27 protein-coding genes are annotated in these 25,877 nt (G+C 64.3%); 16 read left to right on the forward strand and 11 right to left on the reverse strand.

Annotation, left to right across the window (positions count from 1 at the left end; all coding sequences use genetic code 11):
* Positions 1-25: 25 nt before the first annotated feature.
* The 11 genes from OHD58_RS14755 (at position 26) to OHD58_RS14805 (ending at position 10,404) form a co-directional block, all read left to right on the forward strand.
* Complete coding sequence (locus OHD58_RS14755; protein WP_263804146.1) at positions 26-727, forward strand: M15 family metallopeptidase; 702 nt, start codon at positions 26-28, stop codon at positions 725-727.
* 200 nt (positions 728-927) lie between these two features.
* Positions 928-2,538 carry an ABC transporter substrate-binding protein gene (locus OHD58_RS14760; protein WP_263804147.1) on the forward strand — a complete coding sequence of 537 codons (1,611 nt, stop codon included), beginning with the start codon at positions 928-930 and terminating at the stop codon, positions 2,536-2,538.
* A gap of 40 nt (positions 2,539-2,578) precedes the next feature.
* Complete coding sequence (locus OHD58_RS14765) at positions 2,579-3,565, forward strand: ABC transporter permease (protein WP_263804148.1); 987 nt, start codon at positions 2,579-2,581, stop codon at positions 3,563-3,565.
* Positions 3,562-4,392 (forward strand): ABC transporter permease, encoded by an 831-nt coding sequence (locus OHD58_RS14770; RefSeq protein ID WP_263804149.1) that lies wholly within the window; start codon positions 3,562-3,564, stop codon positions 4,390-4,392. Before OHD58_RS14765 ends, OHD58_RS14770 begins: the two co-directional genes overlap by 4 nt.
* The gene (locus tag OHD58_RS14775) at positions 4,389-5,162 is read left to right on the forward strand and encodes an ABC transporter ATP-binding protein (RefSeq protein WP_263804150.1); all 774 of its coding nucleotides are present in this window, start codon (positions 4,389-4,391) and stop codon (positions 5,160-5,162) included. Before OHD58_RS14770 ends, OHD58_RS14775 begins: the two co-directional genes overlap by 4 nt.
* Positions 5,159-5,953, forward strand: coding sequence for an ATP-binding cassette domain-containing protein (locus OHD58_RS14780; RefSeq protein ID WP_263804151.1), 795 nt, complete (start codon positions 5,159-5,161; stop codon positions 5,951-5,953). The genes OHD58_RS14775 and OHD58_RS14780 overlap by 4 nt, the downstream gene beginning before the upstream one ends.
* The gene (locus OHD58_RS14785; protein ID WP_263804152.1) at positions 5,954-6,457 is read left to right on the forward strand and encodes an L-2-amino-thiazoline-4-carboxylic acid hydrolase; all 504 of its coding nucleotides are present in this window, start codon (positions 5,954-5,956) and stop codon (positions 6,455-6,457) included.
* Positions 6,458-6,621: 164 nt separating this feature from the next.
* Positions 6,622-7,404: an ABC transporter ATP-binding protein gene (locus tag OHD58_RS14790; RefSeq protein WP_263804153.1), complete on the forward strand. Its 783-nt coding sequence runs from the start codon at positions 6,622-6,624 to the stop codon at positions 7,402-7,404.
* Positions 7,401-8,111, forward strand: coding sequence for an ABC transporter ATP-binding protein (locus OHD58_RS14795; RefSeq protein WP_263804154.1), 711 nt, complete (start codon positions 7,401-7,403; stop codon positions 8,109-8,111). Before OHD58_RS14790 ends, OHD58_RS14795 begins: the two co-directional genes overlap by 4 nt.
* 2 nt (positions 8,112-8,113) lie before the next feature.
* Positions 8,114-9,139: a branched-chain amino acid ABC transporter permease gene (locus tag OHD58_RS14800; protein WP_263804155.1), complete on the forward strand. Its 1,026-nt coding sequence runs from the start codon at positions 8,114-8,116 to the stop codon at positions 9,137-9,139.
* Complete coding sequence (locus tag OHD58_RS14805; protein ID WP_263804156.1) at positions 9,136-10,404, forward strand: branched-chain amino acid ABC transporter permease; 1,269 nt, start codon at positions 9,136-9,138, stop codon at positions 10,402-10,404. Before OHD58_RS14800 ends, OHD58_RS14805 begins: the two co-directional genes overlap by 4 nt.
* A gap of 17 nt (positions 10,405-10,421) precedes the next feature.
* Here the strand turns inward: OHD58_RS14805 and OHD58_RS14810 are convergent, their stop codons facing one another.
* The 5 genes from OHD58_RS14810 to OHD58_RS14830 form a co-directional block, all read right to left on the reverse strand.
* Positions 10,422-10,835, reverse strand: coding sequence for a GFA family protein (locus tag OHD58_RS14810; protein WP_263804157.1), 414 nt, complete (start codon positions 10,833-10,835; stop codon positions 10,422-10,424).
* Between the two features lie 51 nt (positions 10,836-10,886).
* Complete coding sequence (locus OHD58_RS14815; RefSeq protein WP_263804158.1) at positions 10,887-11,351, reverse strand: SRPBCC family protein; 465 nt, start codon at positions 11,349-11,351, stop codon at positions 10,887-10,889.
* Positions 11,348-11,677 carry an ArsR/SmtB family transcription factor gene (locus OHD58_RS14820; RefSeq protein WP_263804159.1) on the reverse strand — a complete coding sequence of 110 codons (330 nt, stop codon included), beginning with the start codon at positions 11,675-11,677 and terminating at the stop codon, positions 11,348-11,350. The genes OHD58_RS14815 and OHD58_RS14820 overlap by 4 nt, the downstream gene beginning before the upstream one ends.
* A gap of 163 nt (positions 11,678-11,840) precedes the next feature.
* Entirely contained in the window at positions 11,841-13,055 is a 1,215-nt protein-coding gene (locus tag OHD58_RS14825) for an ABC transporter substrate-binding protein (RefSeq protein WP_263804160.1), read from the reverse strand.
* A gap of 178 nt (positions 13,056-13,233) precedes the next feature.
* Positions 13,234-14,499 (reverse strand): MFS transporter, encoded by a 1,266-nt coding sequence (locus OHD58_RS14830; protein ID WP_263804161.1) that lies wholly within the window; start codon positions 14,497-14,499, stop codon positions 13,234-13,236.
* Positions 14,500-14,644: 145 nt separating this feature from the next.
* On the opposite strand from OHD58_RS14830, the gene OHD58_RS14835 reads away from it, so the two are divergent.
* On the forward strand, positions 14,645-14,929 hold the full coding sequence (locus tag OHD58_RS14835) for a hypothetical protein (RefSeq protein WP_263804162.1): 285 nt from the start codon (positions 14,645-14,647) through the stop codon (positions 14,927-14,929).
* A gap of 22 nt (positions 14,930-14,951) precedes the next feature.
* Here the strand turns inward: OHD58_RS14835 and lpdA are convergent, their stop codons facing one another.
* The 5 genes from lpdA to OHD58_RS14860 form a co-directional block, all read right to left on the reverse strand.
* The gene (lpdA, locus tag OHD58_RS14840; RefSeq protein WP_263804163.1) at positions 14,952-16,349 is read right to left on the reverse strand and encodes a dihydrolipoyl dehydrogenase; all 1,398 of its coding nucleotides are present in this window, start codon (positions 16,347-16,349) and stop codon (positions 14,952-14,954) included.
* Positions 16,350-16,353: 4 nt separating this feature from the next.
* A complete protein-coding gene (locus OHD58_RS14845) occupies positions 16,354-17,730 on the reverse strand; it encodes a dihydrolipoamide acetyltransferase family protein (protein WP_263804164.1) in 1,377 nt (458 codons plus the stop codon).
* Positions 17,731-17,732: 2 nt separating this feature from the next.
* Positions 17,733-18,746 (reverse strand): alpha-ketoacid dehydrogenase subunit beta, encoded by a 1,014-nt coding sequence (locus OHD58_RS14850; protein ID WP_263804165.1) that lies wholly within the window; start codon positions 18,744-18,746, stop codon positions 17,733-17,735.
* Between the two features lie 4 nt (positions 18,747-18,750).
* Complete coding sequence (locus tag OHD58_RS14855; RefSeq protein ID WP_263804166.1) at positions 18,751-19,983, reverse strand: 3-methyl-2-oxobutanoate dehydrogenase (2-methylpropanoyl-transferring) subunit alpha; 1,233 nt, start codon at positions 19,981-19,983, stop codon at positions 18,751-18,753.
* Between the two features lie 106 nt (positions 19,984-20,089).
* Positions 20,090-20,554: an Lrp/AsnC family transcriptional regulator gene (locus OHD58_RS14860; protein ID WP_263804167.1), complete on the reverse strand. Its 465-nt coding sequence runs from the start codon at positions 20,552-20,554 to the stop codon at positions 20,090-20,092.
* Positions 20,555-20,691: 137 nt separating this feature from the next.
* On the opposite strand from OHD58_RS14860, the gene OHD58_RS14865 reads away from it, so the two are divergent.
* The gene (locus OHD58_RS14865; RefSeq protein WP_263804168.1) at positions 20,692-21,750 is read left to right on the forward strand and encodes a Glu/Leu/Phe/Val family dehydrogenase; all 1,059 of its coding nucleotides are present in this window, start codon (positions 20,692-20,694) and stop codon (positions 21,748-21,750) included.
* A gap of 18 nt (positions 21,751-21,768) precedes the next feature.
* Here OHD58_RS14865 and OHD58_RS14870 read toward each other — a convergent pair whose 3' ends face one another.
* Complete coding sequence (locus tag OHD58_RS14870; RefSeq protein ID WP_263804169.1) at positions 21,769-22,473, reverse strand: IclR family transcriptional regulator; 705 nt, start codon at positions 22,471-22,473, stop codon at positions 21,769-21,771.
* Between the two features lie 234 nt (positions 22,474-22,707).
* Here OHD58_RS14870 and OHD58_RS14875 point away from each other — a divergent pair, with 234 nt between their 5' ends.
* The 3 genes from OHD58_RS14875 (at position 22,708) to OHD58_RS14885 (ending at position 25,877) form a co-directional block, all read left to right on the forward strand.
* Complete coding sequence (locus OHD58_RS14875) at positions 22,708-23,682, forward strand: Bug family tripartite tricarboxylate transporter substrate binding protein (RefSeq protein WP_263804170.1); 975 nt, start codon at positions 22,708-22,710, stop codon at positions 23,680-23,682.
* 130 nt (positions 23,683-23,812) lie between these two features.
* Entirely contained in the window at positions 23,813-24,349 is a 537-nt protein-coding gene (locus tag OHD58_RS14880) for a tripartite tricarboxylate transporter TctB family protein (protein ID WP_263804171.1), read from the forward strand.
* A 4-nt stretch (positions 24,350-24,353) separates the two neighbouring features.
* Entirely contained in the window at positions 24,354-25,877 is a 1,524-nt protein-coding gene (locus tag OHD58_RS14885; protein ID WP_263804172.1) for a tripartite tricarboxylate transporter permease, read from the forward strand.

The raw sequence follows: 25,877 nt of genomic DNA on the forward strand, positions 1-25,877 counted from the left end.
TCGGCCGGTTTCCTGTTTGGCTCTCATGGCAGCTGCCGTCTTGTCGCCGTCGTGGGCACCCGCCGCGTTTGCCGGAGACCTGCCCGCCGGCTTCGTGCGCCTTGCCGAGGTCGACGCGTCAATCCGGCAGGACATACGCTATGCCGGCTCGCTGAATTTTCTCGGCCGCCCCGCCAAGGGCTACGAGGCACCGGTCTGTATTCTGACCGAGCCAGCGGCTGACGCGCTCGCCGCCGCCCAGCGCAAGCTGGCGGGTAAAGGTCTCACCCTGGTCGTCTTCGATTGCTATCGCCCGGCCGCCGCGACCGCGGACTTCATTGCCTGGAGCGGTTTGGGCGAAACCGAGGACCCGCGCTGGCACCCGAGGGTGAAACGCCGCGACCTGATCGCCGAAGGCTATATCGGCGCGCGCTCATCGCATTCGCGCGGCTCAACGGTGGACGTGGCGATCGCGCCGCTCGAAGCTCAACCGGCGCCCTCGCCTTCCTGCGGTGCCGGCGATGCACGAACGCTGGACTTCGGTACCGGTTTCGACTGTTTCGACAAGGCCAGCGAGACGGCGCATAGCCCGCTAACCGACGGCGTACGGGCAAATCGCCAAAAACTGGTCGAGACCATGAAGGCGGCAGGATTTCGCAACTACAGCAGGGAGTGGTGGCATTTCACACTGAGCAAGGAGCCGTACCCGGAGCAGCTTTTCGATTTTCCGGTGACGGGAGGTGGGTAGCCCTCGCCACAACTTTAAAAATACCGCTTCACCCGGCGGCAAGCCGGTTGATGGATTCAGGCCAGGAATCTCCTTGCCACGAAACGGAATTTCGCCATTCCGCCGATAGCGGAAAAATCCTTCTCTGGCATAATGCTCCGCTCTATCCATAATCGAACCGGCTGCGCCATGATCGCGGGCGGTATGAATGGGGTGATGTCATGCAGGATTTCAGGATTTCCAGACGCGGCGTGCTCGCCGGCTCGGCCTTGTTGCTGGCCTCGACGGCGCTGCCGCGCATCGCCGCCGCGCAGGAGCCGAAACAGGGCGGACGGCTGATCGTCGCCGCCGATTCCGAGCCGCGCAACCTGAACCCGGCGATCGTCGCCTCGAACGGCGTGTTCTTCGTGGCGAGCAAGGTGGTCGAGCCGCTCGCCGAAGCCTCGTTCGACGGGCAGGACGGGCTGGAACCGCGTCTCGCCACCGCGTGGGAAGGTTCTGCGGATGGCCTTTCGGTGACATTCAAGCTGCGCGAAGGCGTGACCTGGCATGACGGCAAGCCGTTCACTTCGGCCGACGTCGCCTTCTCGGCCTTGCAGGTCTGGAAGCCGCTACAGAACCTCGGCCGCATCGTCTTCAAGGATCTCGAAGCCGTCGACATGCCGGACGCGCACACGGCGGTGTTCAAATTTGCCAAGCCGACGCCGTTCCAGCTGATCCGCAACGCGCTGCCGGCGCTGACCAGCGTGGTGCCGAAACATATCTACGAGGCCGGCGACATCGCCGAGAACCCGGCAAACAACGCGCCGGTCGGTACCGGGCCGTTCAAATTCGCCGAGCACAAGCCTGGAGAATATTACCGGCTGGAAAAGAACACGGCCTATTGGGGCGAGAAGCTGCCGCATCTCGACGAGATCGTCTATCGCGTGCTGCCCGACCGCGCCGCGGCGGCCGGCGCGCTGGAGGCTGAAGAAATTCACCTTGCCGCCTTCTCGGCTGTGCCGCTCGCCGATCTCGAGCGCATCTCCAAGGTCGAAGGCATCGAAGTGGTGTCGAAGGGCTATGAAGCGCTGACCTATCAACTGGTCGTCGAGATCAACCATCGGCGCAAGGAACTGGCGGATTTGAAGGTGCGCCAGGCGATCGCCCACGCCATCGACAAGGACTTCGTCGTCAAGACGATCTTCCTCGGCTATGCGACGCCGGCAACCGGTATCGTGCCGGTCAACGACAAGCAATTCTACACCAGCGACGTGCCGCAATACGCCTTCGATGTTGCCAAGGCGAACACCCTGCTCGACGAGGCCGGCTATCCCCGCGCCGACAATGGCAGCCGCTTCGCATTGAAACTTCTGCCGGCGCCATATTTCAATGAAACCAAGCAGTTCGGCGATTATCTTCGCCAGGCGCTGGCTGCCATCGGCATCAATGCCGAGCTGGTCAACAACGATTCCGCCGCGCACCAGAAGGCCGTCTACACCGACCACGCCTTCGACCTGGCGGTCGGACCGCCGGTATTCCGTGGCGACCCCGCCATCTCGACCACGATCCTGGTGCAGAGCGGCGTTCCCGACGGCGTGCCGTTTTCCAACCAGGGCGGCTACAAGAACGACGAACTGGACGGCATCATCGCCAAGGCCGCCGAGACGCTCGATGCCGACGCGCGCACTGCGCTCTACGTCGACTTCCAGAAAAAGGTGGCTGAAGACCTGCCGCTGATCAACGTCGCCGAATGGGGCTTCATCACCGTTGCCCGCACCTCGGTGAAGAACGTCTCCAACAATCCGCGCTGGGCGGTATCGAACTGGGCGGACACCTGGATCGAAACATGACATCATCGGGCTTCTGCAAGTTCGAGGTCCGAATCCAGGCGTGAAACGTGCATTGCTTTTGCTGAGGCGCCGGCTGATCGGCAGCATCCCGGTGCTGCTGATCGTCATCGTCGGGACGTTCCTGCTGCTGGAAGCCGCACCCGGCGATGCGGTCGATGCGTATGTCGTGTCGACCGGCGGCGATGCCGGCATGATCGAGGCGCTGCGCCAGCGCTGGGGCCTCGACCAATCACCGATGACCCGGCTCGCCACCTACCTTTGGGCACTGCTGCATTTCGACCTCGGCCACTCCGTGACGTTTTCGCGGCCGATCCTCGATGTGATCCTGGAGCGGCTGCCGAACACACTTTTGCTGATGGGCAGCGCCACCGCCCTCTCCTTCGGCCTTGGCTCCGCCTTGGGCATCGTCGCCGGCGCAAAACCCGGCAGCTTCCGCGACCGCTTCCTGTCGATCGGTTCGTTGGCGCTTTACGCTGTGCCGGGGTTCTGGCTCGGGCTAGTGCTGACCGTGGTGTTTTCGGTGCAGTTGCGCTGGTTTCCGATCAGCGGCATCGAGACGATCGCCTCGGGCAAGACCGGTCTCGACCGGGCGCTGGATATCGGCCGCCATCTGGTGCTGCCGGTGGCAGCACTCGGCTTCATCTACCTGGCGCTCTACTTGCGCATGATGCGAGCCGGAATGGCCGAAGCCTGGCGTCAGGACTTCGTGCTGGCCGCCAAGGCGCGCGGCATTGCCCGCCCGCGCATCGTGCTGCGCCACGTCGCCCGCAACGCGCTGTTGCCGCTGGTCACAATGCTCGGCCTGCAATCGGCGCAAATGCTGGGCGGCAGCGTCGTCATCGAGACGGTGTTTTCCGTGCCCGGCCTCGGCCGGCTGGCGCAGGAGGCGGTGGCGTCGCGCGACACGCCGCTTTTGCTCGGCATCATCCTGGTCAGCGCCGTGCTGGTGATCCTCATCAACCTGATCGTCGATATCCTCTATGCCTTCCTCGATCCGCGTGTCGGCGCCAGTGAGGCCGCCGCGTGAATCATGTTCGCCGCTTCCTTGCGACTCCGGAGGGCATGGCGGGTGGCCTGCTCCTGCTCGGTTTCCTGCTGGTCGCCCTGTCGGCGCCGTTCTTCTTCCCCCGCGACCCGCTGTCGATTGCCGGACCGGCACTGCTGCGGCCCTTCCAGGACTGGTCGCTGCCGCTCGGCACCGACCGCCTCGGACGCGATGTGCTGGCCGGGATTTTTCATGGCGCGCGCACCTCGCTGGCGGTAAGCCTTGCGGCCGCCAGCGCATCGATCGCCGTCGGCGCCATTGTCGGCACGCTCGCCGGCTTTGCCGGCGGAGCGGTCGACGAGGTGCTGATGCGCGTCACCGACGCATTCCAGACCGTTCCGGGTTTCCTTCTGGCGCTGGCCTTCGTCAGCGTCGTCGGCCCTTCGCTCGGCGTCGTCGTGGCGGCAATCGCGCTCAGCGCCTGGACCGGGCCGGCGCGCATCGCGCGGGCAGAGGTCCTGTCGATCCGCGAGCGCGACTATGTCGCCAGTGCCCGCGTCGCCGGCATGCATCCGCTGGAAATCGCCTTCCGCGAAATCCTGCCCAACGCGCTACCGCCGGTGCTGGCGCTGGCTTCGGTGATCGTCGCACAGGCGATACTCGTGGAGGCCGCACTTTCCTTCCTCGGGCTTGGCGACCCGAACCGGGTCACCTGGGGCGGCATGATCGCCGAGGGACGCGCGGTGCTTCGCTCGGCTCCCTTCCTGTCGATCATTCCCGGCATCGCGCTGGTGCTGACGGTGCTCGGCGTCTACCTCGCCGGCGAAGGCGCGGTCGAGGCAAGCGCTGCACGGCGGAGCCTGGCATGAAGCCGATGCTTTCGATCCGCGGCCTGAGTGTCGCCTATCGCCGCGATGGGCAGGAAGTGGTGGCGCTGGAGGCCATCGATCTCGATGTCGGCGCCGGCGAAAAGCTGGCTATCATCGGCGAAAGCGGGTCCGGCAAAAGCACGCTGGCGCTGGCCGTCGCCGGCTTGCTGCCCGCTTCGGCCAAAGTCGCCGGCACCGTTGAATGGCCGTCGCTCGGACGCGCTCCCGTCAACGGCCGCGACATCGGCTTCGTCTTCCAGGACCCGTCGGCGAGCCTGAACCCGGTGCTGAGCGTCGGCGAGCAGATCGCCGAAGTGGCCAGAACGCATCGCGGCATGGATTGGCGGCAGGCCTACACTCTTGCCGAAGAACTGCTGGGACGCGTCAAGTTGCCGGAGCCGGCGATCCTGCGAAGAGCTTATCCGCACCAGCTTTCCGGCGGCCAGAAACAGCGGGTGGCGATTGCCGCGGCGATTGCCGGCAAACCACAGTTGCTGATCGTCGACGAGGCAACCAGCGCGCTCGACACCATCGTGCAGCAGGACATCGTGGCGCTGATCCGGCAACTGGCCGACGAGGACGGCATGTCGTTGCTGTTCATCACTCACGATATCGCGCTCGCCTCCGAGATCGCCGACCGTATCGCGGTGTTTCGCCATGGGCGGCTGGTCGAGGTTGGCGACACCGGGCGCCTGATCGCATCGCCGCGCGAGGCCTATACGCAGGGCCTGCTCGCCGCGCATCTCGGGCTCGAGGATGTGTCTCGATGAGCGCGCATCTGCTTGATGTCCGCGATCTCGGCAAGCGTTTTTCACGCAACGGCAGGCTTGTCACCGCGCTCGACGGAATCAGCCTGACAGTCGCCCGCGGCGAGACGCTTGCACTTGTCGGCCCATCGGGCAGCGGCAAGTCGACGCTCGGCCGCGCCATCCTGCGGCTGATCGAGCCGGATCGGGGCGAGATTTCCTTCGAAGGCAAGAACCTGCTCGGCTTGAACAGCGCGGATTTGCGGGCTGCTCGGGCGCGCCTGCAGATGGTTTCCCAGGACCCGCAAGCCGCCTTCAACCCGCGCGCAACGGTGGCGCGCGTCATCGACGACCCGCTGCGCATCCATGGCCTTGGCAGTCGCACCGAACGGCCGGCAATGATCGCGCGGTTGCTCGAACGCGTCGGCCTGTCGCCTGACCTGCACCGCCGCGCCGTCCACGAAATCTCCGGCGGCCAGCGCCAACGCGTGGCGATCGCCCGCGCCATTGCCACCAAGCCGTCATTGATCGTGCTCGACGAGGCGGTATCGGCGCTCGACGTTTCGGTGCGCGGCGACATTCTCGAACTTCTTGCCGACCTGCAGCGGGACGAAAACATCGCCTACCTGTTCATCTCGCACGACCTCGGCGTGGTGCGCGCCGTTGCGCACCGGGTTGCGATCATGGACGCCGGCAGGATCGTCGAGACCGGCGATGCCAGGACAGTTGTCGCCGATCCGCAATCCGCGACCGGAAAGGCGCTGGTCGCCGCCGTACCGAAATTGCGCTACAGAGCCGCGACGGAGAAAGCCTGAATGAACGACGATGCCGCCAGAGCCGAGACGCTGAGCCGCGAACTCGATTCCGCCTTCCGCAACCGCGCCGATCTCTACCGCCTGTTCTATGACGAACTGGCCGGCGAATACGGTCCGGAAAAAGCGGAGGCGATCATGGTCAGCGTTGTCGAAAAGCGCGGCCAGGAGGTCGCCGCCCTCGCGTTTTCCGACTTCGGCCCGACCGACGCGCGCCAGATCGGCGAGGCGTTCCTGGCTGTCAGCCCGGACGGCGGGCGCATGTATCCAACCGACGTCGAGCGCAGTGAAACCGAAATCAGCTTCGAGGTGAAACGCTGCCCGCTGAAGGATGCCTGGATGGAAGCCGGCGTCGGCGACGAAAAACTGGCGACGCTCTGCCGCATCGCCGGCGCTTTCGACCGCGGCCTGTTCGAGGCAACCGGCGTCCGTTTCGAAAACGTCACCTGGACCCCCGGACACGGCTCCGGCTGCTGCCACATCAGGCTTTCCAACGCCGTGGCCTGACTCCGCGATCACGAAGCTTTCACAGGGCACCCGGCCCTTACAAGCCTACCGTGCTTGTCAAACCGCGCTTCCCGTGGTTATGACCGGCCTTGGGGTGAAGTGACGAGAGGCAGGCGGGCGTTCCGACCGGCACGTGGGCACTTCTGGAACACGCTGCGGGAAACATGACGACAATCATCGACGTTCAGAATGTGAGCAAGCGCTTCGGCAACCTGCTTGCCGTGGATAATTGCTCCCTCAAGGTCGAAAAGGGTTCGATCACCGGACTGATCGGCCCGAACGGCGCCGGCAAGACGACGATGTTCAACATGGTCGCGGGCGCCTTCGCGCCGACTTCAGGGAAAATCCTGCTCGACGGCAAGGACGTGACCGGCCAGCCGGCGCACGAACTGTTTTCGCGCGGCCTGCTGCGTACCTTCCAGATCGCCCAGGAATTCTCCAACATGACGGCGCTGGAGAATTTGATGATGGTGCCGGCCAACCAGTCCGGCGAGAACGTCATCAACGCCTTCTTCCGCCGCAATCGGGTGATGCACGAGGAAAAAGGCACGCGCGGCCAGGCCGAAGAGGTGATGCAGCTTCTCAGGCTGACGCATGTGAAGAATGAGCGCGCCGGCAATCTTTCCGGCGGCCAGAAGAAACTGCTCGAACTCGGCCGCGTCATGATGACCGAACCGCGCGTCGTGCTGCTCGACGAGATCGCCGCCGGCGTCAACCGCACGCTGCTCAACGACCTCGCCGCCGCTGTCGAGCGGTTGAACAAGGAAAAAGGCCTCACCTTCTTTGTCATCGAACACGACATGGACCTCATCGCCAGGCTCTGCGACCCGGTCATCGTCATGGCTGCCGGTTCGGTGATGCTGCAAGGGCCGATGGAGGAGATCCGCCGCCACGAAGGCGTCATCGAAGCCTATTTCGGCGGCGGCAAGGTGGAAAAGCGGGCATGAGCCTCCTCGACATGACGGATATCCATGGCGGCTACGGCGGCGCCAATATCCTCAATGGCGTCGACATCGCAATCGACGCGAACCAGATCGGCGTCATCGTCGGGCCGAACGGCGCCGGCAAGTCGACGACGCTGAAGGCACTGTTCGGGATGCTGCGCGTCTCGCAGGGCAATGTCGCCTTCAACGGGCAGGACATCACCAATTTCGCGCCGGAAAAACTGGTGCGCGAAGGCCTATCCTTCGTGCCGCAGGAATTCAACGTTTTTCCGACCATGTCGGTGCAGGAGAACCTGGAGATGGGCGCATACATAAGGCGCGACGATTTCCGCCCGCTGATCGACCAGGTCTACGGCTTCTTCCCGCCGCTGAAGGACAAGCGCAAGCAGCCGGCCGGCGAGCTTTCCGGCGGCCAGCGCCAGATGGTGGCGATCGGCCGCGCGCTGATGACCGAACCGAAGCTGCTTTTGCTCGACGAACCGACCGCCGGCCTGTCGCCGCTCTACATGGACGAGATCTTCGACCGCATCATCGCCATCAACAATTCCGGCGTCGGCATATTGATGGTCGAACAGAACGCCAGGCAGGCGCTCGCAATCGCGCATCGCGGCTTCGTGCTGGCGACGGGAAAAAACCGCTTCACCGGCACCGGCGCCGAACTGCTGGCCGACCCGGAGGTGGCGAAAAGCTTCCTCGGCGGAGGAGAGTGACGATGGGCGAAACCGGAATCCTCGCCGCCCTGCCGATGAACGAGTTCGTATTCTTCATCAACAAGGGGTTGATCGCCGGGCTGATCATCGGCTCGGTCTATGCGCTGGGCGCAGTCGGCGTGACGCTGATCGCCGGCATCCTGCGGTTCTCGCATTTTCCGCATGGCGACATGATGACCGCCGGCGCCTTCTTCGCCTTCATCCTCACACTGCTGTTCCCGACTGCCGGCGCGCTGTTCGGCCTGCCGACGCCATTCGTGCTGATGCCGCTGGCGATGATCGCCACGGCGCTGTTTGCCGTCGGCATCGATCGCGTCTTTTATCGCCCGCTGCGCGCCAACAATGTGAAGCCAATCGTCATCGTCATGGCCTCAATCGGCGTCATGCTGATGATGCAGGGGCTGATCCGACTGTTCGCCGGCACCGAGGCCCGCCAGATGGAGACGGGATCGAAGGACATCTACAGGATCCCGTTCGGCGGCCGCGACATCGTGCTGACCGAGCCGCAGCTTCTGCTGATCCTGTTCACCGCCGCGGTCGTCGTGGCGCTGCATTTCTTCCTGACCCGCTCGCGCATGGGCAAGGCGATGCGGGCGATGGCCGACAACGCCGACCTTGCCCGGATATCCGGCATCAGCACCGATCATGTCGTGCGCACCACATGGATCATCGCCGGCGGACTGGCTGCCGCCGCCGGGACGCTGCTTGCTCTCGACGTCTCGCTGAAGCCCGACCTTTCCTTCAACATCCTGCTGCCGATCTTCGCGGCGGCAATCGTCGGCGGCATCGGCAAACCTTACGGCGCCATCGCCGGCGGCCTGCTGGTCGGATTCACCGAAACGCTGGCGGTGTTCAACTGGGGCGTGCTGCTGCGGCCGCTGCAGCCCTTCGTGCCGGAATGGCTCGAACTGCCGCAGAAACTTGCCTTCGTGCCCACCGAATACAAGATCGTCATTCCCTTCTTCATCCTGATCGCGGTGCTGATCTGGCGCCCGACCGGCATCTTCAGGGGGAGCCTGGTGAAATGATCTCCTACCGCACCCGCGCCTTGGTGCTGGTTTCCGGCACCGCCGTCCTCGTAGCACTCGTCTTTGCCTGGCTCGGCGCCGCCTACGGCGTGCGCATGCTGGTCGAGGCGAGCTGTTTTGCGCTGATCGCGCTCGGCCTGACCATCCAGTGGGGCTACGCCGGGCTCTTCAACGTCGGCGTCATGGGTTTCATCGCCATTGCGGCTTTCGTATCGATGCTGGTTTCCTATCCCGTCAACGACCTGTTCTGGAATTCGGACGGTCCTGGCCTGCTATGCTGGGCGTTCCTCTATGCGGCAATCGGCGTCGCGCTGACCTACGCAGCCAGCCAGACGCACCGGCTCGGCCTGCCGAAGAAATATCGCACGCTGCTCACCCTGATTGTCGGGGCCGCCTCCTACCTCGCCGTCACCGGCGCACTCGATCCCGCTGCGACACTGATCGAGGCGGAAGCGCGCTTCGTCGGCGGCTTCGGCATGCCGGTATGGCTCGGCTGGCTGCTCGGCGGCATTGCGGCCGGCGCGCTCGGCTGGGCGATGGGCCGCATCACGCTCGGCCTGCGCGCCGACTACATGGCGATCGCCACGCTCGGTATTTCCGAAATCGTCAAGGCATTCCTGAAGAACGCCGACTGGCTGACCAAGGGCACGCTGACGGTGTCGCCGCTGCCCTGGCCGGTGCCGACGCCCAATGAACTCGGCTTCGTCATGTCGCGCGCCTCCTACCTCGCCGTCACGTCGATCCTGATCGTCGTCGTCTACGTGCTTCTGGAGCGCGCCTGGGCCTCGCCGTGGGGTCGCATGATGCGCGCCATCCGCGACAACGAACTGTCGGCCGCGGCGATGGGCAAGGACGTCAATCGTCGCCGCCTCGAAATGCTGGTGCTCGGCAATTTCATCATCGGCGTCGGCGGCGCCGCGCTCATCACCTTCTCGACGATCTTCGACCCCGGCAGCTTCCAGCCGCTCAACCACACCTTCCTGATCTGGGTGATGGTGATCCTCGGCGGCGCCGGCAACAATCTCGGCACCATCCTCGGCGCGCTCCTGGTCTATATCGTCTGGATCATGTCGGAGCCGGCCGCACTTTTCCTCTTCGAGCACGGCGCCAATCTCGCCAACCACATGTTCGGATGGGAAGCGCCCGCCGACCTGGCGACGCGCGCCTTGCAGATGCGCGTCTTTGTCATCGGCCTGGTGATTACGCTGGTGCTGCGCTTCGCGCCGCAGGGCCTGCTGCCGGAAAAGGTCGTGAAGTACGAATAGCCCCGCGCCGGTTTACGTCACGCCGGCGGCATCCGGTCGAATTTCGGCAGGGCTGGGTCGAGGTGGTCCCAGGCGTGACCGGCAGCGTGCCAAGTAACGAATTGCGGCGCGTACCGGCTCGGATCGTCGAGGCTGCCCGCGCGCACGGCGATAACATCGGGATTGGCCGGAAACGCTATATACACCGGCGACCCGCACGTGGCGCAGAAGGCGCAACTTTTGACGGTTCCGCCATCGCCAACCACTTCCCAGGTTTTCGCTTTGCCTTCGATCTTCCGGCTGGCGCCGGCGAAGGTCAGGTATGATGCGTGGCCGGCGCCAGTCTGGTGCTGGCACTGGCGACACTGGCAGTCGACCGCCGCCACCGGTTCGCCAGAGATTTCATAGCGGATCGCGCCGCAAGCGCACCCGCCCGTATAGGCCTTGGTCATGTCTTTCTCCTGTGATGTGCTGTTGGCCTGAAGGCGATCTTCTCGATCGCGTCAGTCCTGATGGTCGGTGAAGTCGCCAAGGCGGTGAACAACCTTCTTCCAGCCTTCGCTCATGTTCTTGAAAGCCGTATCGTTTTTGGGGGTCACGAAGCCTGAATGGACAAGGCGGACGCGCGTGCCGTTTGTCACCCGGGAAAGGCTCCATGTGACGACCGTATCCAGCTGTGAGCCGTATCCGACATTTCCCTCGTGTCCGCCATTCCAGGCGTAGGAGAAGCGCTCGTTCGGTATTACCTCCAGCACCTGGCAGTGAATGGTGCCATCCCAGGCGCCGGCAGGGATGGTCTGGTACGTGAAGCGCTTGCCCTCGACAGGCTCGAAGCCTGTCGGCGCCATCAGCCAACGTGCAATCAGTTCACCGGTTGTCAGCGTTTTCCAGATCGTCTCTGGCGCATGCGGGAAGATCTCGTCAACTACAATGTCTTGCGTGTCGGGTTTCAATGCGGCGTTGCTCATGGATCGATTTCCTTCAGAAGGGTTCGGAGGTTGGCGAACCGCTCGCGCCAGAAGACGCCGTAGTGGCCCATCCAATCGACGAGCGGCCCAAGGCCCTCGGGTCGGGCGCGGTAATAGACGTTCCGGCCCTCGGGGCGCTCGGCCACCAGGCCGGCCTGCTTCAATGATTTGAGGTGTTGGGAGATCGCGCCCTGCGTCACCCCGCTCCCCCGCGTCAGCTCGACCACGGTAATCTCGTCGGACCCGACCACCCGCTCGAACACGGTCCGTCGCGTGGGATCGGCAAGTGCGCGCATGACAGCGTCGATGGGGGTGGCTTCGATCATGGGCAAATCATTAGTGCATACTCATTCATTAGTCAATACTATTTGATTTCCATGTTCGGTATCTCAACCGCTGGTCCTGCCCGACCGCCGGATCGGCGCCACCAAAACAAAGAACCCGGCGGTTTCCCGCCGGGCTCTTGCATTCGTTTCTACTGGAACCGGATCAGTTGACCTGGCCGACTTCCTTGAAGCCAGGGCCTTCAATGACCACCTCGATGATGACGCCCGGCACGTCGCCCGCCGCATCGAACTCCTGGGCACCGGAAGCGCCTTCGTAGTTGATGTCCGTGCCTGCGGCGATCAGCTTGACGGCCTTCTCCCATTCGCCCGGATAGATCGCCTCGCCAGGAGCGGACGCGACCTCGCGCAGCGCCTTCGAGACGCCTTCGCGGCTGTCGCTGCCGTTCTTCTGGATGGCCAGTGCCAACAGGAAGGCAGCGTCATAGGCCTGCGGGCCGAACGAGGCTGCCGGATCGAGGCCAGCGGCCTTCGCAAGTTCGGCGTACTTCGCCGTGCCCGGCGTTTCGGAGCGGCCGATCTTGGTGCCGATGAAACCGTCGAGCTTGCCTTCACCGATGTTCTTGACCAGCGAGTCGCTGATCATGCCGTCACCGCCGGCGAACTTGGAGAAGTCGCCGCCTTCGAGAGCCTGCCGGATGACCGTCTGGCCGGAGCCGTCGGCATAGGCGAGCACCACCAGCATGTCGGCGCCGGCCGAAGCCAGAGAGCCGAGCTCGGCGCGGTAGTCAGCCTTGCCGTCTTCATGCGCTTCCTTGGCGGCGACAGTGCCGCCTTCCTTCTTGAAGGCGGCGTCGAGCGCTTCGGCGAAACCCTTGCCGTAGTCGTTGTTGACGTAGGTGATAGCGATGCTGTTGACGCCCTTGGTCTTCAGGATCTTGGCCAGCACGTCGCCGCTGTAGGCATCCGACGGCGTCGTGCGGAACAGAAGATCCTTGTCGTCGATGCTGGTCAGCGCCGGCGAGGTGGCGGCCGGCGAGACGATGACGACACCGCCCGGAATGGCCGCGCTGTTGGCGGCGGCGATGGTTTCGCCCGAGCAGAGCGGGCCGACCAGCGCCACGACCTTTTCCGCATTGACCATGCGGTCGGCGGCATTGGATGCAGCGGTGGCGTCTGCGCAGGTCGAATCACCCTGCACCATGGTCAGCTTGCCGCCGTCCAGGATGCCACCCTGTTCGTTGACCTGCTTGACCGCCAGTTCGGCGCCGGCGTGGATTGGTGGCACCAGGCTTTCGATCGGCCCGGTGAAACCGCCGAGGAAGCCTATCTTGACGTCGGCTGCCTGCGCGGCCGACGCCGCCAGCATGGCGATGCCAGCGACCGACGCGGCAAAAAGTTTGCGATTGACGCTACGCATGTGAATACCTCCCTATAACCCTAGCTACTTGCAGCGTATTTTCTCCGGCAGGCTTGCCGGATGAAGCCTCGATACTGTGATTGCCGGCGCGGTTTGTAAAGCGGCTCTGTTTGCAGATTACAAACACGCTGCTGGCGCAGTTAATGGCGATTGGTAGGTCCAAGCGCTGCGAGAGCGTTCAGGCTTGTTCCGCCGGTCGGCCGAAGCGGACACGGCTTGCCTTGTTCGAGCGCAACAGCAGAAAGACCATGACGGCGATGTTGAGCAGGTTCCAGGCGATGCCATTGAGGAACGCCATGGCGTAGGAGCCGGTCAGGTCATAAATCCAGCCGGACATCCAGCCGCCCAGCGCCATGCCGAGGATCGTCGCCATCACCACGGTGCCGACGCGCCGTCCCGCTTCCGATGCCGGCATGTATTCCCTGACGATAATGGCGTAGCAGGGCACGATGCCGCCTTGCGACAGGCCGAAGACCAGCGACACGATGTAGAGCGACGCCAGACCATCGAAGGGAATGTAGAAGAACAGCGCCAGGCATTGCAGCACCGAGCCGAGGAGAAGTGTCTTGATGCCGCCGATGCGGTCGGCAAGAAACCCGGATGCCAGCCGGCTGACGACGCCGGCGGCCAGCATGACCGACAGCATTTCGGCGCCGCGGGCGACGCCATAGCCGAGATCCATGCAGTAGGCGACGATGTGCACCTGTGGCATCGACATGGCAACGCAGCAGCCCAGGCCCGCAACCACCAGCATCGCCTGCAACAGGCCGGGCGACACGCCGATCGGCTGGGTAAGGATCGCCTTGGCGCCGGCGCCGCCGGCCAGCAATTCGCGCGGCAGCTTGCGGCGCAGCATCAGGAGCAGCGGCAGCATGGTGACGAGGCAAATGACCCCGATGCCGATGTAGGTGGTACGCCACCCCTCCGACAGGATGAAGGGCGGCATGGCGACCGGCCACAGCGCGCCGGCGAGATAATTGCCCGACGCTGCGGTCGCCACCGCGATGCCGCGGCGCTTGACAAACCAATGCGAGATATCGGCGATCAGCGGGCCGAAGGTCGCCGACGATCCGATGCCGATCAAAAGACCCTGGACGATCGAGAACTGGGTGATCGACCCGGCCAGCGCCGCGAGAATGAAACCCGCGCCGAGCATCAGAGCGCCGATGAGCGCCGGCAGGACGAAGCCGAGCCGATCGATGGAGCGGCCGATGACGACGTTGCCCAGCGCGAAACCGAGCATCGTCATCGTGTAGGGCAGCGACGCGTCGGCCCGATCGACACCGAATTCGGCCTGCACCGAGGGCAGCACGACGACGACGGCCCACATGCCGGCGCCGCCGATCGTCGCCAGCACCGTCGAGATGAAGAGCCGCGTCCACGCATACCGCCCGTCGATATCGCTGGCGGCGGAGGTGCCCGGAGATGGATGCGAAATCGGCATTTTGGCCGCGGCTCCTTGTGCAATCGGTCCGCAACCTTTGCCCAATCCGTTGTCAGTGTCAGCGCCACAGGCCGTTTTCTACCGTTCCAGACTGCAACCGGCGCACGCCGACCCCGTTATCCCGGTGGAAAAGGAGCGCCTCACCATGAACGATAACCGCAAGCCTTATGGAACCGACCGCGACCCCGCACCGGAGCGCGACGATCTGGAAGATCGGAGCCGTCCGACCGACAGCGGCGTCGAGGCAGACCTCCCAAACGAAGATGTCCTCGCTCACATCGAGGAGATCGAGGAACAGGAGGCCGAGGACGAGATCGACGACGACGACAATCCGTATCAGGAGAGCGACGAAGCGCTGCCGGACGACGCCGAGGAAGCGGCGATCAGCCGCCATCCTTCACGTGAAGGCGGCCGATTCGACGAGATATGACCGCGACCGCTGTAATGGCAAATCAGATATGCAGCGCGTGGCCGAGCGCCTTGAGGGCGGCTTCCTGAAAGCCCTCCCCTTGCGTCGGATGCGCATGGATGGTGCCGGCGATATCTTCCAGCCGTGCGCCCATTTCGAGCGCCAGGCCGAAGGCAGTCGAGAGTTCGGAAACGCCGTGGCCGACCGCCTGGATGCCGAGCACCAGATGATTGTCGGCGCGCGCGACGACACGCACGAAGCCGCTTTCCCCAAGCATGGTCATGGCGCGCCCGTTGGCCTGGAACGGGAAAATGCCGATCTTCACTTCGCGTCCTTGCTCCCGCGCCTCATCGGGCGACAGGCCTGCGGTGACGATCTCCGGATCGGTGAAGCAGACGGCGGGAATGCTGCGCTTGTCCCAGCTGCGCTTGTGGCCGGCGGCGATTTCCGCGACCATTTCGCCCTGCGCCATGGCGCGATGGGCCAGCATCGGCTCGCCGGTGACGTCGCCGATGGCATAAACGCCGCGCATCGAGGTGCGGCACTGGTCGTCGATGCGGATGAATTTTCCGGCCATGTCGAGGTCGATCTCCTCACGGCCCCACCCCTCGGTGACCGGCTTTCGGCCGACGGTAACGAGGATCTTGTCGGCGGCGATCTTTTCCTCCCCTCCATCCGCCGTTTCGATCACCAAGGCGCTGCCCTTTGAGGCCAGTCCTTTGGCTTTCGCTCCGGTCAGCACTTCGATGCCGAGTTCGGCGAGCCGCTTGGCGACCGGGCGGGTGAGTTCGGCGTCATATTGCGGCAGGATGCGTGCTTCCGCCTCCACCACCGCTACCTTCGCGCCCATCTTGGCCAGCGCGATACCGAGTTCGAGGCCGATATAACCGCCGCCGACCACGGCAAGCTTTTCCGGCACTTTCTGCAGCGCCAGCGCTTCAGTCGAGGAGATCACGGAACCGCCGAACGGCAGGAACGGCAGCTCGACCGGAGCCGAGCCGGTGGCGATCACGATCATCTCGGCCCGGATCACCTGCAATCCGGTTTCGGTTTCCACCTCGACCGTCTTGCCGTCGCGGAATTTCGCCGTGCCCTCGACGATCTTCACTTTTGCCTTCTTCAACAGGCCGGAGACGCCGCTGTTGAGGCGGCCGACGATGCCGTCTTTCCAGGCAACCGTCTTGCCGAGATCGAGCACCGGCTTCTGCACCGAAATGCCGAGCGGGCTCTTACCTTCGGCCATGTGCACGGCCTGCTCATATTCCTCGGCGGCGTGGATCAGCGCCTTGGACGGGATGCAGCCGACATTGAGGCAGGTGCCACCCGGCTTGCCCTTCTCCACGATCACCGTGTCAACGCCGAGTTGGCCCGCGCGAATGGCGCAGACATAACCGCCCGGGCCGGCGCCGATGACGAGGAGCTTGCAGGAAATCTCTTTCATCGGCTCAGCTTTCGACAAAAATCAATGCGGGTGTTTCCAGCAGCGTCTTGATGCGCTGCACGAACACCGCCGCGTCCCAGCCGTCGATCACGCGGTGGTCGAAGCTGGAGGAGAGGTTCATCATCTTGCGCGGGACGAACTGGGTGCCGTCCCACATCGGCCGCACCATCATCTTGTTGACGCCGACAATCGCTACTTCCGGATAATTGATGACCGGTGTCGTGGCGATGCCGCCCATGGCGCCGAGCGAGGTGATGGTGATGGTCGAGCCGGATAGTTCCTCGCGAGTGGCAGTGCCCTTCTTGGCCGCTTCAGCCAGCCGGTTGACCTCGGCGCCGCAATCCCACAGATCGCGCGCTTCGGCGTGCTTGACCACGGGAACCACGAGGCCCGTCGGCGTCTGCGCGGCGATGCCGATATGGATGCCGCCGTGCTGGTGGATGACACCGGCATCGTCGTCGTAGAGCGAATTGAGGTTCGGCTGCTCGCCGATCGCCTTCACCATCGCCCGCATCAGGAACGGCAGCATGGTGAGCTTCGGCCGGTCGGCGCGCTTTTCCTTGTTGAGCGCCGCGCGCAGCTCCTCCAGCGCGGTCACGTCGACCTCCTCGACATAGGTGATGTGCGGGATGCGCGACTTCGACAGCGCCATCTTTTCCGCGATTCTGCGACGCAAGCCGATGACCTTGATGTCCTCGACCGAATAGTTCTCGGCAAGACCGGAAGCCCGCGCCGCCTGCGGGCCGCGCGCGATGAAGGCCTCGACGTCCTCGTGGCTGATGCGACCAGCGGGACCGCTGCCGGCAACCTGGCGAAGATCGATACCGGCTTCCTTCGCCCGCAGCCGAACGGCCGGCGATGCGAGCGGCCTTTCGCCTTCGGGGCGCGGCGCGCCGGTGATGGCGGGAACCTTTGTACCCCCACCCCTAGCCCCTCCCCTCAAGGGGGAGGGGGATTCGGTTTGCACTTTTTCCTCGCCCGTAGCGGCCTTTTGCCTCTCGCTTTTTGAAGCGGAAGCGGCGAGTTGTCCCCCTCCCCCTTGAGGGGAGGGGCTAGGGGTGGGGGTGTCCTGCTTCTCCGACGTAGGCTTCGATTCGGCCTTCGCCGGCGCTGCCTCACCCTCTTTGAAATTCCCCTCGCCTTCCACCTTGAGCCGGATCAGCGGCGAACCGACCGGCACCGTGTCGCCGATCTCCGCGCCCAGCCAGAGGATTTCGCCGTCAACCGGCGACGGGATCTCGACGGTCGCCTTGTCGGTCATCACCGCCGCCAGGACAGTGTCCTCGCGCACGAGGTCGCCAACCTTGACGTGCCACTCAACGAGTTCAGCCTCGGCAACGCCTTCACCGACATCCGGGAGCTTTATGACATGCTCGCCCATGATCAGGCCTCCATGGTTTCGAGCAAGGCCCGGCCGACACGCGCTGGCCCGGGGAAATAATCCCACTCCTGCGCATGCGGATAGGGCGTGTCCCAGCCGGCAACGCGCGCCACCGGCGCTTCGAGATGGAAGAAACAGTTTTCCTGCACCAGCGCCGCAAGTTCGGCGCCGAAACCGGACGTCAGCGTCGCTTCGTGCACGACCACGCAGCGGCCGGTCTTCTTGACCGAAGCGACGATGGTTTCGAGGTCGAGCGGCAACAGCGTCCTGAGATCGATCACCTCGGCATCGATGCCGGTCTCGGCGGCGGCCGCCTCGGCGACGTAGACCATCGTACCGTAGGCGAGAATGGTGAGGGCAGCACCGGGCCGGCGCACCACCGCCTTGCCGAGCGGCACGGTAAAATGGCCTTCTGGCACCTCGCCGAGTTCGTGTTTCGACCATGGCGTCACCGGCCGGTCGTGGTGGCCGTCGAAAGGCCCGTTGTAGAGCCGCTTCGGCTCGAGGAAGATTACCGGGTCGGGATCCTCGATCGATGAGATGAGCAGGCCTTTGGCGTCGTGTGGATTGGACGGCACCACGACTTTCAGGCCGGAAACATGCGTGAAAAGCGCTTCCGGGCTCTGGCTGTGCGTTTGGCCGCCGAAAATACCGCCGCCGGTCGGCATGCGGATGACGATCGGACAGGTGAAGCCGCCATTGGAACGGTAGCGCAGCCTGGCGGCCTCCGAGACGATCTGATCGTAGGCCGGGTAGACGTAGTCGGCGAACTGCACCTCCACGCACGGCCGCAAACCGTAGGCCGCCATGCCGATCGCCGTGCCGACGATGCCGAGTTCGCTGATCGGCGCATCGAAGCAGCGGCTGGTGCCGTATTTTTGCTGCAGTCCCTGCGTGCAGCGGAAGACACCGCCGAAATAGCCGACGTCCTCGCCGAAGACGACGACGTTGTCGTCGCGCTCCATGGACACATCCATGGCGCCGCGAATGGCCTCAATCATGGTCATGCGTGGCATGGGGCTACACTCCCGCCTGCTGGCGCTGGCGGCGCAGATGCGGTGGCATCTCGGCATAAACGCCCTCGAACATATCGCGCGCCGACGGCCTGCCGCCGGCATGCAGCGTGCCGTGCTTTTCAGCTTCCTTTTGCGCCGAAATCACCGTGTCCAAAATTTCAGCCTCCGCCTGCTTGTGGCGCTCTTCGGACCACAAGCCTTTGGCGATCAGATGGTTTTTCAGCCGGATCACCGGATCGCCAAGCGGCCAGGCCTCCGACTCTGTCTTCGGCCGGTAGGCCGACGGATCGTCGGAGGTCGAATGCGCGCCGACCCGATAGGTCACATATTCGACCAGCGTCGGCCCGAGATTCCTGCGTGCCCGCTCCACCGCCCATTTGGCGACGGCATGGACGGCGAGGTAGTCGTTTCCGTCGACCCGCAGCGCCGGAATGCCGAAACCCAAGCCACGCGCGGCGAAGGTTCCCGAACCGCCGCGGGCAATGCCCTGGAAGGTCGAGATCGCCCACTGGTTGTTGACGATGTTGAGCACGACGGGCGCCCGGTATGTCGAGGCAAAAACCAGCGCTGCGTGAAAATCGCTTTCCGCGGTCGAGCCGTCACCGATCCAGCCGGCGGCGATTTTGGTGTCGCCCTTGATCGCCGAGGCCATTGCCCAGCCCACCGCCTGCACGAATTGGGTGCCGAGATTGCCGGAGACGGTGAAGAAGCCGTATTCCTTCGAGGAATAGAGGACGGGGAGCTGGCGGCCCTTCAGCGGGTCGAGTTCGTTCGAGTAGTTCTGGTTCATCATCTCGACCATCGGGTAGTCGGCCGCAATCAGCAGGCCGGCTTGCCGGTAGGTCGGGAAATTCATGTCGCCGGGTTCGAGCGCACGGCGGAACGCGCAGCTCACCGCCTCCTCGCCCATATGCTGCATGTAGAAGGATGTCTTGCCCTGCCGCTGCGCCATCTGCATGCGCACGTCGAAGGTCCTGAGCGTCATCATGTGGCGAAGACCCTCGGCGAGTTCCTCGTCGCTCAGCGTTCCCGCCCACGGGCCGACCGCCTCGCCCTCCCGGTTGAGCACGCGGATGATCGAATAGGCCATGTCGCGGATGGAACGCGGATCGACATCGACCGGCGGGCGCTCGACCGAGCCGGCCTTGGGAATCGGCACTTTCGAGAAATCCGGGGTGCCGCCGGGACGGACTTCCGGCTCGGGCACGTGAAACCGCAACGGAGTGTTCTCGGTCATGTGCTTCCCTTCCCGATTTTATTCTTGGCTTGCCGACAAGGCAGCCCGTGGAGCCAATTACATTCAACCGTCACGGTCAAGCACCTCGGATTGGGACACCGGCGTCTCATAGGGGCAGCGCCGTCGTCGACTTGATTTCCGAGAGCGAGATGACCGAATTCACCTCCTGCACTCCCGGCAGCCTGCTGAGTTTTTCGAAGAAGAACGAATGGTAGGCGTCGATGTCGGCGGTGACGACGCGGATCAGGAAGTCGAACGTCCCCATCAGGACGTGGCATTCAAGGACCTCAGGAAAGCCACGTATTCGGCCGGCGAATTCGTCGAGGTTCTGGCGGCCATGCATGGTCAGCTTCACCAGCGCGAAGACCTGGGCGTTGAGCCCAACCTTGCGGCGGTCGACGATGGCGACCTGCCGGTTGATATAGCCTTCGTCCTTGAGCCGCTGGATGCGCCGCCAGCAGGGCGATTGCGAAATGCCGACCAAGTCGGCGATTTCCGCGGTGGAGCGGGAAGCGTCCTCCTGCATCAGCCCGAGGATGCGGCGGTCGAAATCGTCGAGATCGTCCGGCATTGATTATTCCCCATTTGTGGATGGTCGGGTCCATTTATGCGCTGAATTATGCGTTTGGCAATATAATAGGCATGAAATTTCCACATCCGGTGATTACAATTCTAGCAATCATAGCCGTGTTCATCGTGGAGGACCTGATGGCCGCCGTTTCCAGCATCACCCAACCTGAAAAGGTAAGCTTCTTCGAGGATCCGGCAACCGGCCTCGAGGCAATCGTGGTCCTGCACTCGACCGCGCTTGGGCCTGCAGCCGGCGGGTGCCGTTTCTGGACCTACGCCGATCGCAACGACGCCACCACCGACGCGATGCGGCTTGCCGCCGGCATGACCTACAAGAACGCACTGGCCGGCCTGCCCTTCGGCGGCGGCAAGGCCGTCATCCTGCGTCCTGCAGGCGAATTCCACCGCACCGCCCTTTTCAAGGCGTTCGGCAAGGCCGTGGACAGCCTCGGCGGCGCCTATGTCACCGCCGAAGACGTCGGCACGCTGGTTTCCGACATGCAGGCCGTCCGCTCGGTGACCCGGCATGTCGCCGGACTGCCCTCCGAGGGCAGCAGCGCCGGCGGCGACCCGTCGCCGTGGACCGCGCTCGGCGTGTTCCTTTCGATGCGGCATGCGGCGGAGCGCCGTCTCGGCGGACGCCTCGCCGGCAAGACCGTGGCCGTCCAGGGTGTCGGCAATGTCGGCATGGAGCTCTGCCATCTGCTGCATCAGGAAGGCGCCAACCTCGTCGTCGCCGACGGCTCGGCGGAGCGCGCGGCCAAGGCAGCGCATCTCTACGGCGCGGTCCTCGTCTCCCCGGAGGAACTGCTTGCGACGGAAGTGGACATCGTGGCGCCATGCGCGCTGGGCGCCATCCTCAACGAGCGTTCGATCGCCGGCCTCAAGGCCAAGGTGGTGTGCGGCGGCGCCAACAACCAGCTCGCGACGCCGGAAGACGGCCGCCGGCTCTCGGCGCGCGGCATCCTCTACGCTCCCGACTACCTGGTGAATGCCGGCGGCATCATCAACGTCGTCGCCGAGCACATGAACGAGACGACCACGGCAGTCGACGAGCGCGTGCGCCGCATCCCGGAGCGGCTTGCTGCCGTGTTCGACGCCGCCGAAACCAGCGGCGAAGGCCCCAACTTCATCGCCGACGCGATGGCCCGCGCCATAGTCGCCGACGCGCGCCGGTTCGACAGGTCGGCTGCCTGATAATTTCCTTCTGCCGGCTCAGGCCAGCGGGCTGGCGGCACGCTCGATCGCCGAAGCATCTTCGCCGAAGCCGCGGGTCGCGCGCACCGACGCTTCCAGCAAAGGGCGCGCCATCCGGGCTAGGAATGAGGCATCGACGCGCGAGCGCGGGCCGGCAAGCGTGAGCGCGCCGATCAGCGCCCTGCCCGGCCCGAACACCGGCGCCGAAATGCCAGCTGTCTCCGGATCGCGGTCGCCAAGCGACACATAGTGATAGGTCCGGCGAATCGTCTCATAAGGCTCGCCCTCGGCACCGGAAAACGCCGCAAGCACCCGCCCTCCTGAACCGGCAAGCAGGGGCAGCACATCGCCTTCGCGCACCATGTAGCGGATCGCATGCTTGGATTCGATCCGGTAGAGGCAGGTCCGCATGTCGCCCGACCGCACGTAGAAGGCGACACTTTCCAGGCTGAGGTCGGAAAGATCGCGCATCACCGGAAGTAGCACATCCATGGCGACGAAGGACCGCTGGTAGAGGGCACCGAGCCGGAACGCCGCGGGACCGATCCGATAACGGCCGTCATCAAGCCTTTCCAGCAACTGCCCCCTAATCAGCGAACCGGACAGCCGCAGAATCGTGCTCTTGTAGAAGCCGGTTCGCGCCGCGATCTCGGCGAGACTGAGCGACCTGTCAGCCGTCGTGAAGACATTCAGTATGGAAATCGCGCGGTCGAGCGCGGCCACCCCATCCGCCGCTGGAGTAGGTTCGTCCGATTGTTCTATTGCGGATGACACGGTCCCAAAACCCTGCAATTGTGGATGTGCACGGCTGATATTGGCCGAGAAGGAGCGTTCTGTCTAGCAGAATACCGTTTTACTTGACAGAACGGCCTGTAGTTGGCATCAGTGCGTTGATGTGCCTGGGAGCAGGCATATCCGGTAGGCACCGGGGCAGGTGTCGCGATTGGGAGGAATAACATGCTGAGCAGACGCGAATTCTTGATGAACACAGCGGTGGCAAGTGCCGCCCTGACCGCATTTCCGTTTTCCGCCGCTCTAGCGCAGGAAGCACCGCAACTTGCGCTGTTCGTCCCGGCGGCACCCGGGGGCGGCTGGGACCAGACCGCGCGCACCATGGAGCAGGTGCTGCGCAACGAGAAGCTCATTTCCGGCGCACAGATCACCAATGTCGGCGGCGCCGGTGGCACCGTCGGCCTGCCGCAATTCATCAGCCAGTGGAACGGCAAGGGTAATTCGCTGATGGTGGGCGGCATGGTCATGGTCGGCGCCATCATTGCCAACAAATCGGCGAATAACCTCAGCGAAGTGACGCCGATCGCCCGCCTCACCGGCGAATTCGAGGCACTCGTCGTGCCCGCCGCTTCGCCGTTCCAGACCGCCGCCGATTTCGTCGCGGCGCTGAAGGCCGACCCGACCAAGGTTCCGGTGGCCGGCGGTTCGGCAGGCGGTTCCGACCATATCCTGTTCGGCTTGATCGCCAAGACGGCGGGCGTCGAAGCGACCAAATTGTCCTACGTACCGTTTGCAGGCGGCGGCGAAGCGCTCGCCGCTCTGCTCGGCAACCAGGTAGCCGCCGGCATTTCGGGCTACGGCGAGTTCGCCGAACAGGTGAAGGCGGGGGCTCTGAGGCTTCTCGCCATCTCGGCCGACAAGCGCCAGGACGGCATCGACGCGCCGACCATGAAGGAAGCCGGCATCGACGTCGAGCTGTTCAACTGGCGCGGCGTCTTCGCTCCTCCGGCTGTCTCGGATGAAGACAAGGCGGCGATGATCGCGCTCGTCGAAAAGATGGCCGCCAGCGAATCCTGGGCGACCGAATGCAAGAACCGCAACTGGACGCCGATCCTCCTGACCGGCGACGAGTACGCGAAATTCCTGACTGAGGACACCGCCCGTATCGAGGGCATCCTGAAGGATCTCGGCCTCGCTTGAGGATGAATAATGGGCGGCCGCAAGCCGCCCGTTATCTGACGAATCGTGGCTTCGCGTGGACAGCCCGTTCACGCGCGGTCACGAGACGCAAGGCGGGCAAAGAGGCGAAAGCTCACTCGGGAGGGATCACATGAGCACCAGCGACGAGCAGGCAGCCGCTCCACGCCCTGCCCTGCCGGAATTGTTGATCGGCATCGGACTTCTGGCCTGCGCCGGAGCGGTTCTGTGGCAGACTTTGGCTATACCGGTTTCGCCGCTTTACTCGAAGGTCGGGCCGACGGTCTTCCCGTATATGACAGCGGTCGGCCTCGCCGTGCTCGCCGTGCTTCTTGTAATTGCCGCGGTGCGCGGCGGCTGGCAGCCGGACGACGAAAAGGACACCCCTTCCGACTGGAAATCGATGGGCTTCGTGATTGCCGGGCTCATCGCCAATCTCGCGCTGATCAAGCCGCTTGGCTTCACGGCCGCCTCGGTCATCATGTTCGTGCTTGTCTGCTACGGCTTCGGCAGCAAGAAACCCCTGCGCGATGCCCTGATCGGAATAATCCCGGCGCTGGCGGCGTATTTCGGCTTCGCCAAGGCGCTCGGCGTCAACATCGGCGCCGGCTTCATCGAAAACCAGTTGAATTCCGCAATCGCCATCATCACCAACTGGTTCGGAGCCTGACGCCATGGACACGCTCAACCAGCTCGCTCACGGCTTCTCCGTCGCCTTCACGCCGACCAATCTGTTGTGGTGCCTGCTCGGCACGACGCTCGGCACCGCCATCGGCGTGCTCCCCGGTCTCGGGCCGGCACTGACCATCGCACTGCTGCTGCCGATCACCTACCAGGTTGCGCCCGAAGCCTCGTTCATTCTTTTCGCCGGCATCTACTACGGCGCCATGTACGGCGGCTCGACCACCTCGATCCTGCTCAACACGCCCGGCGAAAGCGCCACCATCGTCACCGCGCTGGAAGGCAACAAGATGGCCCGTTCGGGCCGTGGCGGCGCCGCCCTCGCCACTTCGGCGATCGGCTCGTTCGTTGCCGGCACCATCGGCACGGCCGGCGTCGCCTTCCTTGCACCGGTGGTGGTGGGCTTCGCGCTCGCTTTCGGTCCGGCCGAATATTTTTCCCTGATGGTGCTGGCCTTCATCATGGTCTCCGCCGTCCTCGGCTCCTCGTCGGTACGCGGACTCACCTCCCTGTTCATCGGCTTCTTCATCGGAATGATCGGGGTCGACCTGCAAACCGGCCAGCCGCGTTTCACCTTCGGCATGAGCGAACTCCTCGACGGCGTCGACGTCATCATCGCGGCCGTCGGCCTGTTCGCCGTCGGCGAGACGCTCTACGTCGCCTCCCGGCGTTATGCGGGCAAGGACGAGATCGTTCCGCTGAAAGGTTCGCTCTACATGACGGCAGCCGAATGGGGCCGTTCGTGGAAAGCCTGGATCCGCGGCGCCCTCATCGGCTTCCCGATCGGCTCGATGCCGGCCGGCGGCGCCGAAATCCCGACCTTCCTCTCCTATGCGATCGAGAAGAAGCTTTCGAAGCACAAGGAAGAATTCGGCACCACCGGCGCAATCGAAGGCGTTGCCGGTCCCGAGGCCGCCAACAATGCCTCGGCGGCGGGCGTGCTGGTGCCGATGCTGACGCTCGGCCTGCCGACCTCGGCGACCGCCGCCATCATGCTGTCGGCCTTCCAGAGCTATGGCATCAACCCCGGCCCGCTGCTTTTGACGACACAGTCAAGTCTTGTGTGGGGCCTGATCGCCAGCCTGTTCATCGCCAACGTCATTCTGGTCATCCTCAACCTGCCGCTGATCGGATTGTGGGTCCGGCTACTGAAGATCCCCGCCCCGCAGCTCTATGCCGGCATCCTGGTGTTCGCCACCGTCGGCACCTACGGCATCTCGCAGTCGCCGATCGATCTGGTCATCCTCTATCTGCTCGGCGGCGTCGGTTTCCTGATGCGGCGGTTCGACTTTCCGACCGCTCCGGTGATCATCGGCATGATCCTCGGGCCGATGGCGGAAACTCAGTTCCGCCGGGCGATGACCATCTCCAATGGCGACTGGTCGGTCTTCTACACACACCCGCTGTCGCTGACATTGCTGTCGCTCGCGGTCATCGGACTGCTCGCGCCGCGTATCTACAGCTCCATCGAGCGCCGGCGCGTGCGCGGTCCCGAACACGTGCCCGGCGACGCTTGA

Source organism: Mesorhizobium sp. ZC-5 (assembly GCF_025753855.1).
Taxonomy (GTDB): Bacteria; Pseudomonadota; Alphaproteobacteria; order Rhizobiales; family Rhizobiaceae; genus Neomesorhizobium.

Bases quoted from the DNA above. Each gene is read 5' to 3' on its own strand.
- OHD58_RS14860 (WP_263804167.1), bottom strand. From the start codon at position 20,554: ATGCCGGACGATCTCGACGATTTCGACCGCCGCATCCTCGGGCTGATG.
- OHD58_RS14820 (WP_263804159.1), bottom strand. From the start codon at position 11,677: ATGATCGAAGCCACCCCCATCGACGCTGTCATGCGCGCACTTGCCGAT.
- OHD58_RS14805 (WP_263804156.1), top strand. From the start codon at position 9,136: ATGATCTCCTACCGCACCCGCGCCTTGGTGCTGGTTTCCGGCACCGCC.
- OHD58_RS14795 (WP_263804154.1), top strand. From the start codon at position 7,401: ATGAGCCTCCTCGACATGACGGATATCCATGGCGGCTACGGCGGCGCC.
- OHD58_RS14845 (WP_263804164.1), bottom strand. From the start codon at position 17,730: ATGGGCGAGCATGTCATAAAGCTCCCGGATGTCGGTGAAGGCGTTGCC.
- OHD58_RS14760 (WP_263804147.1), top strand. From the start codon at position 928: ATGCAGGATTTCAGGATTTCCAGACGCGGCGTGCTCGCCGGCTCGGCC.
- OHD58_RS14885 (WP_263804172.1), top strand. From the start codon at position 24,354: ATGGACACGCTCAACCAGCTCGCTCACGGCTTCTCCGTCGCCTTCACG.
- OHD58_RS14880 (WP_263804171.1), top strand. From the start codon at position 23,813: ATGAGCACCAGCGACGAGCAGGCAGCCGCTCCACGCCCTGCCCTGCCG.
- OHD58_RS14790 (WP_263804153.1), top strand. From the start codon at position 6,622: ATGACGACAATCATCGACGTTCAGAATGTGAGCAAGCGCTTCGGCAAC.
- OHD58_RS14775 (WP_263804150.1), top strand. From the start codon at position 4,389: ATGAAGCCGATGCTTTCGATCCGCGGCCTGAGTGTCGCCTATCGCCGC.
- OHD58_RS14785 (WP_263804152.1), top strand. From the start codon at position 5,954: ATGAACGACGATGCCGCCAGAGCCGAGACGCTGAGCCGCGAACTCGAT.
- OHD58_RS14825 (WP_263804160.1), bottom strand. From the start codon at position 13,055: ATGCGTAGCGTCAATCGCAAACTTTTTGCCGCGTCGGTCGCTGGCATC.
- OHD58_RS14850 (WP_263804165.1), bottom strand. From the start codon at position 18,746: ATGCCACGCATGACCATGATTGAGGCCATTCGCGGCGCCATGGATGTG.
- OHD58_RS14815 (WP_263804158.1), bottom strand. From the start codon at position 11,351: ATGAGCAACGCCGCATTGAAACCCGACACGCAAGACATTGTAGTTGAC.
- OHD58_RS14855 (WP_263804166.1), bottom strand. From the start codon at position 19,983: ATGACCGAGAACACTCCGTTGCGGTTTCACGTGCCCGAGCCGGAAGTC.
- lpdA (WP_263804163.1), bottom strand. From the start codon at position 16,349: ATGAAAGAGATTTCCTGCAAGCTCCTCGTCATCGGCGCCGGCCCGGGC.
- OHD58_RS14875 (WP_263804170.1), top strand. From the start codon at position 22,708: ATGCTGAGCAGACGCGAATTCTTGATGAACACAGCGGTGGCAAGTGCC.
- OHD58_RS14780 (WP_263804151.1), top strand. From the start codon at position 5,159: ATGAGCGCGCATCTGCTTGATGTCCGCGATCTCGGCAAGCGTTTTTCA.
- OHD58_RS14865 (WP_263804168.1), top strand. From the start codon at position 20,692: ATGGCCGCCGTTTCCAGCATCACCCAACCTGAAAAGGTAAGCTTCTTC.
- OHD58_RS14755 (WP_263804146.1), top strand. From the start codon at position 26: ATGGCAGCTGCCGTCTTGTCGCCGTCGTGGGCACCCGCCGCGTTTGCC.
- OHD58_RS14835 (WP_263804162.1), top strand. From the start codon at position 14,645: ATGAACGATAACCGCAAGCCTTATGGAACCGACCGCGACCCCGCACCG.
- OHD58_RS14810 (WP_263804157.1), bottom strand. From the start codon at position 10,835: ATGACCAAGGCCTATACGGGCGGGTGCGCTTGCGGCGCGATCCGCTAT.
- OHD58_RS14800 (WP_263804155.1), top strand. From the start codon at position 8,114: ATGGGCGAAACCGGAATCCTCGCCGCCCTGCCGATGAACGAGTTCGTA.
- OHD58_RS14830 (WP_263804161.1), bottom strand. From the start codon at position 14,499: ATGCCGATTTCGCATCCATCTCCGGGCACCTCCGCCGCCAGCGATATC.